Raw genomic sequence first — 14,231 nt, 5'->3', positions numbered from 1 at the left:
TTGCGGGTACTGTTGATCAAGACTTCTTCGCTGGGCGACGTGATTCATGCGTTGCCAGCGTTGACCGACGCGGCGCGGGCGATCCCCGGCATCACGTTCGACTGGGTGGTGGAAGAAGGCTTCGCCGAGATTCCGACCTGGCACCCGGCCGTGGGCAAGGTGATTCCGGTGGCGATCCGTCGCTGGCGCAAGAACATCTGGCAGACCATCAAGAGTGGCGAGTGGAAACGCTTCAAACAAAGCATTCGCGCGACCAAATATGACTTGGTGATCGATGCCCAGGGCCTGCTGAAAAGCGCGTTGCTGACCCGCTACGCCAAAGCCCCGGTGGCGGGGCTGGACAAAAACTCGGCCCGCGAACCAATCGCCGCGCGATTCTATTCCCGACGTCTGGCCGTGGCCCGTGGGCAGCACGCGGTAGAGCGAGTGCGTCAGCTGTTCGCAGTGGCCCTGGGTTACGACCTGCCCAAAGGCTTGGGCGACTATGGCCTGAACGTTGAACGGTTGGTGGAGTTGCCGCGCAAGAATCCGTACGTGGTGTTTCTCCATGGCACCACTTGGGACACCAAGCACTGGCCCGAAGCCTATTGGCGCGAGCTGGCCGAGCGGGTGGGTTATCTCGGCGTGGCGGTGAAGCTGCCGTGGGGTAATGCCGTCGAAAAGGCCCGCGCCGAGCGCATCGCCAAAGACATGAAGCACGTCGAAGTGCTGCCCAAACTGAACCTGGCGGGGGTCGGCAAAGTCCTGGCCGGAGCGCAAGCCTGCGTAGCGGTGGACACCGGGCTCGGTCACCTCGCTGCGGCGCTGGACGTACCGACCCTGTCGCTGTTCGGCCCGACTAACCCGGGCCTGACCGGCGCGTACGGCAAGTCGCAGATTCACATGGCCAGCGACTTTCCCTGCGCCCCGTGCCTGCAAAAGAAATGCACCTATCAACCGACGGCCGACGATGCCCGTCGGTTCGACCTGAAACGCGAGTGGCCCCTGTGCTTCACGCGTCTGAATCCCGAGCGTGTCGCGAGCCGACTGAGCACGTTGTTACTGGCTGAGGAGCTGCGCTGATGCAATTGGCATTTGTCCTGTACAAGTACTTTCCATTCGGGGGCTTGCAGCGCGATTTCATGCGCATCGCCCTGGAGTGTCAGCAGCGCGGCCATCAGATTCGCGTCTACACACTGATCTGGGAAGGCGATATTCCACCGGGTTTCGAAGTGCTGGTGGCACCAGTCAAGGCGTTCTTCAATCATCGACGCAACGAGAAGCTCACCGAGTGGATGGAGGCTGATCTGGCCAAGCGTCCGGTGGACCGCCTGATCGGTTTCAACAAGATGCCGGGTCTGGACGTTTACTACGCCGCCGACGGCTGCTTCGAAGACAAAGCGCAGAATCTGCGCAACTCGCTGTACCGTCGTTGGGGCCGCTACCGGCACTTCGCCGAGTACGAGCGCGCGGTGTTCGCCAAGGATGCCAAGACCGAAGTGTTGATGATTTCCGAAGTCCAGCAGCCGCTGTTCATCAAGCATTACGACACGCCGCTTGCGCGCTTCCATCTGCTGCCGCCGGGCATCTCTCAGGACCGTCGCGCGCCGGCCAATGCCGCCGAGGTCCGTGCCGGGTTTCGTCGCGAGTTCAACCTGAAAGATGATGAACTGCTGCTGGTGCAAATCGGCTCCGGGTTCAAGACCAAAGGTGTGGACCGCAGCCTCAAGGCGCTGGCCGCCTTGCCTGCCGAGCTGAAAAAACGTACCCGACTGTTTGTAATTGGCCAGGACGACCCCAAAGTATTCCAGTTGCAGAGCGCCACATTAGGGCTCGGCGACAACGTGCAGTTCCTCAAGGGCCGTAGCGATATCCCGCGTTTCCTGCTCGGTGCCGATCTGTTGATCCACCCGGCGTATAACGAAAATACCGGGACGGTGCTGCTTGAAGCCGTGGTGGCCGGCTTGCCGGTGCTGGTGAGCGCGGTGTGCGGGTACGCCCATTACATTGCCGAGGCCGACGCCGGTCTGGTGCTGGACGAACCCTTCGATCAGACGCAACTGACTCAGTACCTGACCGGCATGTTGAATGACGCAAATGCACGGGCGGCCTGGAGCCGCAATGGTCTGGCCTTCGCCGAGACGGCCGACCTCTACAGCATGCCGCAGCACGCGGCTGATGTGATTCTGGCGGAGCACGCTTAATGAAGTTGATGCTGGCTGAACCGTTCAAGAGCCTCTGGGCCGGACGGGATCCGTTCGCCGAAGTCGAGGGCCTCAAGGGCGAGGTGTACCGCGAACTTGAAGCGCGCCGGACGCTGCGTACTGAAGTAAATGGCCACGGGTTCTTTGTGAAAATCCACCGGGGCATCGGCTGGGGCGAGATCTTCAAGAACCTGCTGACCGCCAAGCTGCCGGTGCTGGGCGCGGGCCAGGAGTGGAAGGCCATTCAGCGCCTGCAAGAAGTCGGCGTGCCGACTATGACCGCCGTCGCTTACGGCGAAAAGGGCAGCAACCCGGCGGACCAGCATTCGTTCATCGTCACTGAAGAGCTGGCGCCCACCGTCAGCCTCGAAGATTTCAGCATCGACTGGGTCAAGCAGCCGCCCGAACCAAAACTCAAGCGCGCCTTGATCGCCGAAGTCGCGCGCATGACCGGCATGATGCACCGCGCCGGGGTCAACCACCGCGACTGCTACATCTGCCACTTCCTGCTGCACACCGACAAACCGGTAACAGCCGACGATTTCAAGCTGTCGGTGATCGATCTGCACCGTGCCCAGACCCGTCCGACGATTACCCAACGCTGGCGCAACAAGGACCTGGCGGCGCTGTATTTTTCGGCGCTGGACATTGGCCTGACCCGTCGCGACAAACTGCGTTTCCTCAAGGGTTACTTCCAGCAGCCGCTGCGCCAGATTCTGGCAGAAGAAGCGGGATTGCTGGCATGGCTCGAAGGCAAGGCCAACAAGCTCTACGAGCGTAAACAGCGATATGGGGATGCGCTCTGATGTCGGGTTGGACACTGGAACCTGCTTACAGCGATCTGGCAGAAGACTTCGGCAGCCTTGACGCGGTGTTCGCGCTCAAGGGCGAGCGACTGACCCGCGATCCACTGTCCGAGGTCATTCGCGTCCAGCGCAATGGCGTCAACTATTACGTCAAGCGCTACGTCGGCGCCGGCAAAGGCCTGCGCCGTTACCTGGGCAAGCCGCGAGTGAAAGCCGAATGGCAGAACCTCAAGCGTTTCGCCAAGTGGGGCATTCCCACCGCCGAAGTAGTGGCCTGGGGGCTGGAACGACGCGGCGTGGCTTACGACCGTGGGGCGATGATCACACGCGAACTGCCCCATACCGAAGACTTGTCCGTCCTGGCTGACCGGCATGATCCGAAGCTGGCGGACCGCGCCTGGGTCGACAACATCAGTCGACAGCTGGCGGGCTATACCCGGACCATGCACGACCACCGGTTTACCCATAATGATTTGAAGTGGCGCAATCTGCTGATTGACGATGAGGCGCGGCTGTTTCTGATCGACTGCCCCAACGGTGATTTCTGGCGCGGCTTCTGGCTCAAGTACCGGATCACCAAGGACCTGGCTTGTCTGGACAAAGTTGCCAAATATCACCTGTCGGCCACCCAGCGCCTGCGCTTCTACCTGCAGTACCGCCAACGCAATCGGCTCGATGCCGCGGACAAGAAACGGATTCGACACGTGGTGAGATTTTTCGAGGGGCGCGAATGACTGATTTTCTGGCTGCTGAAGACCGTGCGCTGCTTGAGCGTCATGGCCTCGGTACCTTCGATGCACTTTGGGCCAAACAGCTCGAAGCCGTGGATGAACCCAACACCGGTCGGGGTGGCTGGAGCAGTGTGTTTCGGTTGGAGCTGGAAGGTCATGGCTACTACCTCAAGCGCCAGAGCAACTACCTGATGCATACATGGCATTCGCCCTTTGGCGAGCCAAGTTTTGCCCGTGAGTTTCGCAACATCACTCGTTATCGGAAACTGGGTGTTCCGGCGCTGCAGGCGGCGTTCTTCGGTGAGCGCAAGGTCGACGGCGAAGTCCGGGCGATTCTGCTGACCCGCGCGCTGGACGGTTGGGATGATCTGGATTCACTGTTGCAGCGCTGGTCCGACCTGAGCGCGGCGCAGCACTCGGCAATTCTGAAAGCTTGTGGGCAGCTCGCGCGACGCCTGCACGAGGTGCGTCAACTGCACGGTTGCTTCTATCCCAAGCATATTTTTCTCCAGGCCACTGGTGACGGTTATCAGGCTCAGTTGATCGATCTGGAAAAAACCCGCCCACTGTTGTTCGGCCAGCGCGATCGGGTCAAGGACCTGGAGCCGTTGCTGCGTCGGGCGCCAGAATGGAGCGCAAGTCAGCTGCGCGAGTTGTTGGCGGTTTATCTGGATCAGCCATTGAACAGCTCGCTGGTGGACAGTTGGGTATCGCGCCTGAGTGCGCGGCGCAGTCACAAGGAGGCGCGCTGATGCGTTTGTCCGAGCTGAAAAACGCGGGCCGCAGCCCGAGCCTGCCTCTAAGCATTCCACTGGCCGATGCCGCGGGGGCTGCAGAGTTGCAATTGCTGAGCCTGTTGCGGGTATTGCCGGGGCAACGTTATGTGGGCGCCGGCGTCTGGCGCGGTCGGCCGGTGCTGGCCAAGCTGCTGGTCGGCAGTAAAGCGGCGCGGCATTTTCAGCGTGAGCTGGACGGCGTGCGTTTGCTTGCCGCTCAGGGGCTGACCACACCGTTGCTATTGGCTGATGGCCTGAAGGACGGCGAGGGCGGCTGGCTGATGTTCGATTTCCTCGAGGGGGCCGAGAGCCTGGGGGATGCCTGGCAACAGGTCGAGCACTTGCCGGTGTTGGCGGATGAACAATCAGCGGTGCTGGCCGAGGCCTTGGGCGCGATCGGCCATCTGCATAGCAAGGGCCTGTGGCAGGAAGACCTGCACCTGGACAACCTGCTGCGCCATGGCGGTCAGTTGTATTTGATCGATGGCGCCGGGATCTGTGCCGAGACGGCTGGCAAGCCACTGTCACAGCAGAAAGTCCTGGAAAACCTCGGAGTGTTTTTCGCCCAGTTGCCCAAATCCCTGGAACCCTTCACCGAAGAATTACTGGTGTATTACCTGCTGGAAAACGGCGAGCATGCCTTGCCCATGGAAGCGTTGCAGAAGCAGATCGACAAGGTCCGTCGCTGGCGTTTGAAGGATTTCCTGATCAAGGTCGGCCGCGAATGCACGTTGTTCAGCGTCCAGCGCGGCGCATTCGGCTTGCGGGCGATTCGCCGTGAGGAAGAGGCGGCGATGTTGCCGGTGCTGGAGCAGGCCGATGCCTTGCTCGATCAAGGCCATCTGTACAAGACCGGCGGCGCGGCGAGCGTCGGCAAGGTCGAGGTGGCGGGTCGCACATTGGTGGTCAAGCGCTACAACATCAAAGGCTTTGCCCATTGGCTCAAACGTTTCTGGCGCCCGAGCCGCGCCTGGCACTCATGGCGTGAAGGTAATCGCCTGGCGTTCCTGGGCATCGCCACACCCAAGCCGTTGGCGTTACTGGAGAAGCGTTTTCTCTGGCTGCGCAGCCGGGCGTACCTGGTGACCGAGTATTTGCCGGGACCGGACATTATCGAGCGGTTTGCGCCGTACGTTGAAAGTGGCGAGGCACCGGAAGCCGAATTGCAGGCTCTGGATCACCTGTTCGCCGAGCTGATTCGCGAGCGGATCAGCCATGGAGATTTCAAGGGTCATAACCTGTTTTGGCAGCAGGATGGTTGGGCGCTGATCGATCTGGATTCGATGTGTCAGCATGGCTCGCTCAGCAGCTTTGCCCCGGCCTATGCGCGGGATCGGGCGCGGTTCATGCGCAACTGGCCCGAGAGCAGTGCGCTGTACCAAGTGATTGATCAGCGTCTGCCCAAAGATATCTCTGGCGCTGCCTGAATCGGGTCTTCGTCCCTATCGCGGGCAAGACCGCTCCCACATAACTGACTGGCATGAGGGTCATTCCCGCGACGTTTACGCTATAATCCCGCCCTTTAGCTGTCTCTCGCCCCTTGCGAGGGCACATTAATTTTTGAGGCGCGTTGCGCCTGCATGCAGACTAAAGAGGCTAGACCCCTGTGGCATTGACGATTCTTGGCCTGTCCGGCGCCCTTAGCCATGATCCTTCCGCAGCCCTGTATATCGACGGCAAGCTGGTCGCGGCGGCTGAAGAAGAGCGCTTCGTGCGCGATAAACATGCAAAGAACCGCATGCCTTACGAATCCGCGAAGTTCTGCCTCGAGCAGGCGGGCATCAAGCCGTCCGACGTTGATGTGGTAGCGATTCCGTTCGCGCCGATCAGCCTGTTCGGCAAGGCTCGCTGGCACTACGCCAAGCGTTACTGGTATGCCCCGGACCGCGCCCTCGACGCGATCCTGATGGGCAACCGTCGCTACAAGCGCTATCGCAACAAGATTGTCTGGTGCCTCGAGCAACTGGGCTTCGATCCGAAGAAAATCAAGATCGAGCCGGTCGAGCACCACCTGGCCCACGCCTCCAGTGCTTATCACTGCTCTGGTTTCAAAGAGAAAACCGCGATCCTGGGGATCGACGGCAAGGGCGAGTACGCCACGACCTTCTTCGGTTATGGCGAAAACGGCAAGATCCACAAGATCAAGGAATTCTTCGATCCGGACTCCCTCGGCGGTCTGTACGGCGCAATCACCGAGTTCCTCGGTTTCGAGATGCTCGACGGTGAATTCAAGGTCATGGGCATGGCGCCGTACGGCGACGCCAGCAAATACGATTTCTCGCGCCTGGCCTCGTTCGAGAACGGCGAGCTGGTGATCAACACCGACTACGCCAACGTCATCGGCCTGCGTCGCTATAAAGAGAAGGGCAAAGGTTTCTACTTCTCGCCGAAGCTGATCGAGTGGCTGGGGCCAAAGCGTGAAGGCGACATCGCCGACGAGCCGTACATTCATTACGCCGCGAGCATGCAAGCGCTGTTCGAGAAACTGGCGTTGCAGATGATCGACCATTACCTGGGCGATGTGCTCAAGGAAACCGGCAAACTGGCCTTCGCCGGTGGCTGTGCGTTGAACGTCAAGCTGAACCAGAAAATCATCGCCCGCGACGACATCAAAGAGCTGTTCGTTCAGCCTGCGTCCGGCGATGCCGGAACCGCGGTTGGCGCTGCGGCTTACGTGTCCCACGCCCGTGGTGTACCGGTCGAGAAGATGGAACACGTCTACCTCGGCCCGTCCTACAGCAACGAAGACGTGATCGCAGCCTGCGCCCGTCACGCCGACAAGCCAAAGTGGCGCAAGCTCGACAACATGCCGGAGCAAATCGCCAAAATCATGGTCGATGGCAACCCGGTGGCCTGGTTCCAGGGCCGCATGGAATTCGGTCCGCGCGCCTTGGGCGGTCGCTCGATCATTGGCTGCCCGAGCGTGGCCGGTGTGGCGGATCGCATCAATCATCAAATCAAGTTCCGCGAGCGCTGGAGGCCTTTCTGCCCGTCGATGCTCGACACCGTTGCACCGCAGATGATCAAGATCGATCACCCGGCACCGTTCATGACTTTCACCTTCGAAGTGGCTGAAGAGTGGAAAACCCGCGTGCCGGAAGTTGTCCATGAAGACGGCACGTCCCGGGCCCAGGTGCTCAAGCGCGAATACAACCCGCGCTACTACGACATGATGAAGGCGCTGGAAGTGCTGACCGGTAACGGCGTGTCGCTGAACACCTCGCTCAACCGTCGTGGCGAGCCGATGATCTGCTCGCCGACCGACGCCTTGAATATGTTCTTCGGCTCCGACCTGCAGTATCTGATCATGGAAGACATTCTGGTGGTCAAAGAAGGTGCGGACGCTTATGACACGCTCGGCTGAACGCCATGTGCTGCAGTTCTGTCACGGCTATGACGGGCCGTTTCTGGACTGCGCGCGGCAGTACGCCAGTCTGTTCGCGGGGACAGGTTATCGAGTGACCACGGTGTTTCTGACCGGGGTCGCCGATGCCGAAGTCGCCGCGAGCTGCGCTTCCGATGAAGTGCTGTTCATGGAATATAGCTCCAAGGCCATTCGTGGCTTGAAGCTGGGCGCCATCGGCGATCTGCGCAAGATCGCCGCCTCGCGTAATTTCAGTTTCTGCATTGCTCACCGTTTCAAACCGATCTACATCGCCTTGCTCGGCACTTCGTTGCCGGTCATTGGCGTGCATCACGCATTTGGCGATTACCAGCGCGCCACCCGCAAACTGTTCGCGCATATTTTCCGCAAGCGTCTTAGCCTGCTCGGAGTCTCCGATGCGGTGCGTGACGACATGCGCCGTTGTTTGCCGAAATGGCCGGTCGAGCGGATTCAGACGCTTTATAACCGTATTGATGTGCAGGCCTTGCAGACCAGTCAGGTATCGGTTCGCGAGGCCCGGGAAACCCTCGGTCTGTCGATGGATGCCTGGATCGTCGGCAACGTCGGGCGCCTGCATCCGGACAAGGATCAGGTCACGCTGCTACACGGTTTTGCCGCGGCATTGCCGGGGTTGCCGGCCAACAGTCAGTTGGTGATCCTTGGCAGCGGTCGGCTGGAACAGGACCTCAAGGCCCTGGCGCGCGAACTGGGTATCGGCGATCGCGTGCTGTTCCTCGGCCAGGTGCCCGAGGCGCGTCGTTACTTCCGCGCTTTCGATGTGTTTGCCCTGAGTTCCGATCACGAACCGTTCGGCATGGTATTGCTGGAGGCCATGGCCGCCGGCGTGCCGTTGCTCGCGACCGCGTGCGGTGGGGCCAGGGAAGTGGTCGAAGGCGTGGGTATTCTGTTTCCATTGGGCGATGCCGAGCATCTGGCTCAAGGGTTGCAACATCTGGCCGCGATGGACGAACAGCAACGTCGCCAGTGTGCCGAACTGATGTTCGACCGCTTGCGTGAGCGCTTCTCCGATCGCGCGGTACGCGATGCTTTCTGGCATTTGCCGCATGTCACCGAACTGGCACCGAGGGGCTGATGCTCAACCGATTTCAAGGCTGGCGCGAACGTGGCTGGGCGCAGGTCGACGCCTCGACTTATGCACAAGCCTGGCAACGTTTTGGCGGTAGCGTCGCGACTCATCCTCTAGTGGTCGAGCGTCTGGCACAGTTGGCGGACATTCCGGTGCGCTATCTGGCCTGGGAACAGAACGGCGAAGTGAAAGCCGCCATCCCGACCTGGGGGCGCGACCTGGCGCTGTCCAAGGACGTGCTCAAGCGCAGTGGTAAAAAGGGTCTGTTCGACCTCGGCAACGCCGAGTTGATCCTGCCGGCCGCCGCGGATGCCCAGGCACCATTGCGCCATCGCGGCCGTTACTTGTCGGCCTTGAATGAAGGTCGTTTCACCGGAATGAAGCTGCAGGTCGAACAGCTGGCTATGGCGCGAACGCCTGAAGAGCTGTCGAAGAAGTTTCGCTACAACCAGCGCCGTGAGTTGCGCTTGCTGGAAGAGGCGGGCGGTTTGGCGCGGCCGGTTACCGAGTTCTCCAGCCGCGAGCTGGCGGCTATCTATTGCGACCTGTTCCAGCGTCGCTGGGGTTTCCCGGCCACTGGTGCCGAGCGCATGGGCGAGGTGATCGAGCTGTTGCGCGAGCTGCTCATTGGCTCGGTGATTTTCCTCAACGACGCACCGATTGCGATTCAATTGGTGTACCGCGTCGAGGCGCCGGAGTGGATCAGCGTCGAGTACGTCAACGGCGGTGTCGATCCCCAGACCCGGGAATTCAGCCCTGGTAGCGTGCTGAGTTTTCTCAACACCCAAAGTGCCTGGGAACATGCACGCGCGCTGAATAAGCCCCTGCGGTTTTCCTTTGGTCGGACCGACCGTGAGTACAAGGATCGTTGGTGCAACTCTGTGCCGGTCTTCACCGTATGAGCCAACCCATGAGTCGCAAACAGCAACTGCTCAAGCGCCATCGGCGCAACAAACGCATTGGCCTGTTGATCGCGCTGATACTGTTGACCGCTATTGGCGTGCTGGTCGCCTGGTGGCTACCGCTGGTGCTAGCAGTGCTGGGCTGGATTGCCCATGAGGCGTGGTTCGCCGATCATCTGTTTTATTCGCCCAAAGACGATTATCAATACAGCTTCCCGCCGTACACCCCGCAGCCAAAAATTCATCTCGACGGTGAGCGACTGCGGCTGGACGAGGGTGTCATGCTGGTCGATGACGCTACGCTGGTGCTGGCGTTGCGGGTGAAAAGCACGTGGCTGGGGCGCTTTATCGATCCCGTCGTCGAGTTGGCGGGTGGCGATAATCCCGACCGACAAACCTTTGAGCGCGGTGTAAATGGCCTGCGTTATCTGAATCTCACGGGGCAGGCGCGGGTGCTGTCGCAAGGTGAGCTGCGTTTGCGCGGGCGTTTCTGCCAATTGCTCGGCGAGCCCGTGCTCTGGGCGCTCGAGCATCCGGACTACCGCCGTCAGCGGGTGATGGTGATCGCACCTCACGCCGACGATGCCGAGCTGGCTGCATTCGGGTTGTACAGCGGTGCGAGTGAAAGCTGGATCGTGACCCTGACCGCTGGTGAAATCGAGGCGGGGCACTATCGACAGATGGGGCTCGATGGCGTCGAAGCATCCCGGTTGAAAGGCTCGTTGCGTGCCTGGGACAGTATCAGCGTGCCGTTGTGGGGAGGCGTGCCTCAGGAACGCTGTATTCAGCTGGGTTATTTCTGTCTGCAGTTGCCGGCCATGCAGAGCGCACCGGCCGAGGCCGTAACGTCCCGTGAGGCACAGCTAGGCGATATCCGATATTTCCGACGGTTCAATCCGTTTGCCCTGGGCAGTGACGTCGATGGCCTGCCGTCCTGGAACAATCTGCTGGCAGATCTGCGCGAGTTGATCGAGCGTATCGAGCCCCAGGTCATTGTCTTGCCGCATCCGCGTTTCGACCCGCACCCAGACCATCTATGCTCGCAGCAGGCAGTGATGCAGGCACTGGGCGGCACAACCTGGCAGCCCGACACTTTATTGCATTACGCCAATCATTTGCACGACAACGATCGCTGGCCAATGGGCGACGCTGGCACAGGCGTGGCACTGCCGCCACAGATGGATACGCATGAACCATTGCGTCCCTGGGCGCTTTGTCTGTCGACCGAAAATCAGTGGCACAAGGCAATGTCGTTGGGCATGATGCACGACCTTCAGCCCCGGCTTCCCTTCAAGCGTTTGCTTCGCCGGGTGCTGCAGCGTTGCTTGGTGGCTCGGCGCTGGCCGGTATTCGGTGAGAACGAATTTTTCCGTAAAACGGTGCGACGTCACGAGTTGTTCTGGGTCCAAGAGCTGTCTGGAAAGAGAGAGGCCAATTGAAAGTTCTGTTTCTGGTGCAGAAAGAGCAACGAGCGATCCTCGATCGCCTGTATGACGGTATCGCCGAGCAATGCGATTGCGACAAGCGTGAATTGACCAGTGCGGAGCAGGACGACTTGCGTGGGTATTTTCGCAAGCACGTCGATGTGACCCTCTATGACCGGATCGTATTGTTCCTGCGCTTCAAAAAAGAAATCAGACAGGTGAGGTTCATACAGACCCTGCCCAACCTGGTTATTCTCGAACACGACGCGTATCAAAACTATATCCCGTGCAAATACACCGGCAAGTTCAGCGCCCATTACCGCAAGCTGCCCTGGGCACGTGTGATCAGTTCGGGTTTCATGGTCAGTGAGCGCTTGCGTGATGAAGGTTTTGACGCGCATTTCGTACCCAAGGGCTACGACCAGGCGCTGTTGCAAAACTGCCAGCGCGAACGGGATATCGAGTTGGGGTTCGTCGGCAGTCTCAACAGTGTGGCGTATGCCGGTCGCAAGGCCATGCTCGAGTCGGTGGCCGAGGTCGAAAACCTGTTGATCACGCGCACCAAGTCGGGTGAGGAATACTGCGAGACGTTGAGCCGGATCCGTTATTTCGTGAGTGCCGATGTCGGCATGGGCGAATACATGATCAAGAATTTCGAGGCCATGGCCTGTGGTTGCGTGCTGTTTGCTTACGATCAAGGGGAAGCAGAGAATCGCGCGCTGGGTTTTGTCGATATGCAAAATATTGTGCTCTATCGAACGCGCGATGAACTCAAAGAGAAACTCGCCGTGTTGCGCGCGTCCCCGCAGCTGACCGAGGCCATTTCGTTGGCCGGGCAGGCTCTGGTAGAGCAGCGCTACACCTTCCGGGCGGTGGGGCATGCAATTGTCGATGCCATGCGGGCACCGCTACGCAGGCATGTCCCGCTGAGCTGGAAAGAAAAACTACGCTTGTCGCTGGGGCTGTAAAGCCGGGCGATTAAACAATCAATGGTGCGGTGCAAATAAATGCTGTTCAGTGAGACTAGCGACATTTCGATCGTCATCACCAGTTGCGGTCGCTTCGATTTGTTGAAGCGGACTCTGGAGACACTTGACCGGTTCAACACGGCCCCCATCCGTAAAGTGTTCATTACCGAGGACTCCGGCGACAGTGCCGTAGAGGCCTGTATTCCGGAACACTGGAGGGCACACACCCAGTTCTTCATCAACAATCCGCGTCTGGGTCAGTTGCGATCCATCGATGCCGCCTACGCTCAGGTGCAGACGTCGTGGATTTTCCATTGCGAAGACGACTGGGATTTCTATCGCGAAGGGTTTATCGAAGAATCCCAACGCCTGTTGGAGGAAGATCCGCAGGCGCTTCAGGTATGGTTGCGTAGCTTCAATCATGACCTGATGGTTCACAGTCCTTATGTGTTCCTGGGCGAACGAAAAGTCAGCCATGGCATTCCTTTCTACGTGCTGGGCTCGCACAAAGCCGACTGGCAGGGTTTTTCCTTTAACCCGGGGCTACGCCGTCGCGCGGATTACCTGTTGCATGCACCGTATTCCGGGTTTTCCGGAGAGAAAGACCTGTCGCGTCTATATGCCGGGGAAAACCGCTACGCGTTGATTCTGGAAAACGACGCGGTATTGCATACCGGTTTCGGTGAGCATGTGGTGGTTCCACAGGAGCGTGTGAACAAGTTGAAGCGCAAACGTCTCGATCGGCTCAAGCTGATAGCGGTCCTTATTATCGGCTTGGCAACGGGTTGGGTGCTTCATGGAATCTAACGGTATGAAACCTGGAAAGATCACCATTGCGTCGTATTTTGGAGCGGCACTCTGCCTGTTTCTTCTGAGTTTTGTGGTCGGTTGGTCGTCCAAGTGGACTAACAATCTGTTTTACAGCCTGATGGTATTGCCGGGCCTGGTGTTCCTGATCAAGCAACGAGGCTCTGGCCTGTTCAAGCAGCCGTTGGTATGGGCCTGGACGGCGTTCATTCTGTGGTTTCTGGTGCCTGCGACGATTGCCGGGCAGTTTCAGTTCTTCAAACACGTCTTCTATGTGTGGATGTTCGTCATGGTGATCGGCGCATTCACCGATCCGCAGTTTTTCCGCAGCCCTGCGTTTGTTCGTGGGCAATTCTGGATTCTGGCGTTGTACATTTTCGGCTGCGCACTCTACAGCTGGGTAACGGGTGAATACGCTGTCGGCAGCCGTGTAGCCCTGCTTCCGGCACGTTTGCAGAATGTTATCTACGCCGGCATCTGGCTGCTTTGTGCGCTAGCGTTGGCGTTGCCAACCTGGCTCAGGGAGCGAAAGTGGATCGAAGGGGCGCTGGCCGTCGTCTTCTCGATATTTGCGGTGGTCTTCATCCTCCAGGCGCGCACAGCGTTGGTGGGGGTTGTATTCCTGTTGGGCGTCTGGTTGCTTTACGGCCTTTACCACAAGCCGCGGTTGGTGGGGAGTGTCGTGGCGCTGGGGGTTGTGGTCCTGGGTCTGCTGTTTCTGATGGTGCACAACGAAGCGTGGTATCAGTCGCTCTGGTCTCGAGGCGATTCATACCGTATCGAAATCTTTAATATCATGGTCGGCGAATGGCGAAACTGCGGCTGGATGTTGGGCTGTGGCATCAACTTTCACACCCCCCGGCTGCTTGATGGCTGGATGCCGATTCAGCATCCGCACAACATCTACGTGGCGCTTGGGCTGTACAGTGGCGCGGTGGCGCTGGCGTTGTTTGTCGTGTTGATGGCGAGCACTATTTGGCAGGCTTGGCGTTTGCGTGATGTGTGGGGCGTCTATCTGGCGTGTGCGCTGGTGATGCTGAACTTCGATGGCAGCCTGTTGATCGGCAACCCGGACGAGTTGTGGCCGCTGGTCCTGTTGCCGGCGGCGATGATCCTCGGGCGAGCGTTGCAAGCGCAGCGCCAGGCGCTGGCGTAATACCGG

At 59.5% G+C, this 14,231-nt stretch carries 13 protein-coding genes; all 13 read left to right on the top strand.

Features of this window, described 5'->3' with window-relative positions; translation table 11 throughout:
* On the top strand, positions 1–1,062 hold the full coding sequence (gene waaC, locus MMG91_RS09535; protein WP_310659438.1) for a lipopolysaccharide heptosyltransferase I: 1,062 nt from the start codon (positions 1–3) through the stop codon (positions 1,060–1,062).
* Positions 1,062–2,183, top strand: a complete 1,122-nt coding sequence (locus MMG91_RS09530) for a glycosyltransferase family 4 protein (protein ID WP_310659437.1) — start codon at positions 1,062–1,064, stop codon at positions 2,181–2,183. Before waaC ends, MMG91_RS09530 begins: the two co-directional genes overlap by 1 nt.
* The gene (gene rfaP / locus MMG91_RS09525) at positions 2,183–2,989 is read left to right on the top strand and encodes a lipopolysaccharide core heptose(I) kinase RfaP (protein WP_310659436.1); all 807 of its coding nucleotides are present in this window, start codon (positions 2,183–2,185) and stop codon (positions 2,987–2,989) included. Before MMG91_RS09530 ends, rfaP begins: the two co-directional genes overlap by 1 nt.
* Positions 2,989–3,723 (top strand): lipopolysaccharide kinase InaA family protein, encoded by a 735-nt coding sequence (locus MMG91_RS09520; RefSeq protein WP_305504200.1) that lies wholly within the window; start codon positions 2,989–2,991, stop codon positions 3,721–3,723. The genes rfaP and MMG91_RS09520 overlap by 1 nt, the downstream gene beginning before the upstream one ends.
* Complete coding sequence (locus MMG91_RS09515; RefSeq protein WP_310659435.1) at positions 3,720–4,472, top strand: lipopolysaccharide kinase InaA family protein; 753 nt, start codon at positions 3,720–3,722, stop codon at positions 4,470–4,472. The genes MMG91_RS09520 and MMG91_RS09515 overlap by 4 nt, the downstream gene beginning before the upstream one ends.
* Entirely contained in the window at positions 4,472–5,923 is a 1,452-nt protein-coding gene (locus tag MMG91_RS09510) for a lipopolysaccharide kinase InaA family protein (RefSeq protein WP_310659434.1), read from the top strand. The genes MMG91_RS09515 and MMG91_RS09510 overlap by 1 nt, the downstream gene beginning before the upstream one ends.
* Positions 5,924–6,102: 179 nt before the next feature.
* A complete protein-coding gene (locus MMG91_RS09505; protein WP_105340523.1) occupies positions 6,103–7,860 on the top strand; it encodes a carbamoyltransferase in 1,758 nt (585 codons plus the stop codon).
* Positions 7,844–8,974: a glycosyltransferase gene (locus MMG91_RS09500; protein WP_305504203.1), complete on the top strand. Its 1,131-nt coding sequence runs from the start codon at positions 7,844–7,846 to the stop codon at positions 8,972–8,974. Before MMG91_RS09505 ends, MMG91_RS09500 begins: the two co-directional genes overlap by 17 nt.
* Complete coding sequence (locus MMG91_RS09495; RefSeq protein ID WP_305504204.1) at positions 8,974–9,870, top strand: antimicrobial resistance protein Mig-14; 897 nt, start codon at positions 8,974–8,976, stop codon at positions 9,868–9,870. The genes MMG91_RS09500 and MMG91_RS09495 overlap by 1 nt, the downstream gene beginning before the upstream one ends.
* 8 nt (positions 9,871–9,878) lie before the next feature.
* Positions 9,879–11,309 carry a PIG-L family deacetylase gene (locus tag MMG91_RS09490; RefSeq protein WP_310659433.1) on the top strand — a complete coding sequence of 477 codons (1,431 nt, stop codon included), beginning with the start codon at positions 9,879–9,881 and terminating at the stop codon, positions 11,307–11,309.
* A complete protein-coding gene (locus MMG91_RS09485) occupies positions 11,306–12,262 on the top strand; it encodes a glycosyltransferase (protein ID WP_305504206.1) in 957 nt (318 codons plus the stop codon). The genes MMG91_RS09490 and MMG91_RS09485 overlap by 4 nt, the downstream gene beginning before the upstream one ends.
* Positions 12,263–12,301: 39 nt before the next feature.
* The gene (locus tag MMG91_RS09480; RefSeq protein WP_052965132.1) at positions 12,302–13,069 is read left to right on the top strand and encodes a glycosyltransferase family A protein; all 768 of its coding nucleotides are present in this window, start codon (positions 12,302–12,304) and stop codon (positions 13,067–13,069) included.
* 4 nt (positions 13,070–13,073) lie between these two features.
* The gene (locus MMG91_RS09475; protein ID WP_310659432.1) at positions 13,074–14,225 is read left to right on the top strand and encodes an O-antigen ligase domain-containing protein; all 1,152 of its coding nucleotides are present in this window, start codon (positions 13,074–13,076) and stop codon (positions 14,223–14,225) included.
* The last annotated feature ends 6 nt before the right edge of the window (positions 14,226–14,231 follow it).

This window comes from Pseudomonas sp. JL3, from assembly GCF_031570575.1.
In the GTDB taxonomy this organism is placed as follows: domain Bacteria; phylum Pseudomonadota; class Gammaproteobacteria; order Pseudomonadales; family Pseudomonadaceae; genus Aquipseudomonas; species Aquipseudomonas cucumis.
Note: the sequence above shows the minus strand (reverse complement) of the source record. Positions and strands in the feature narration are given on the sequence as shown.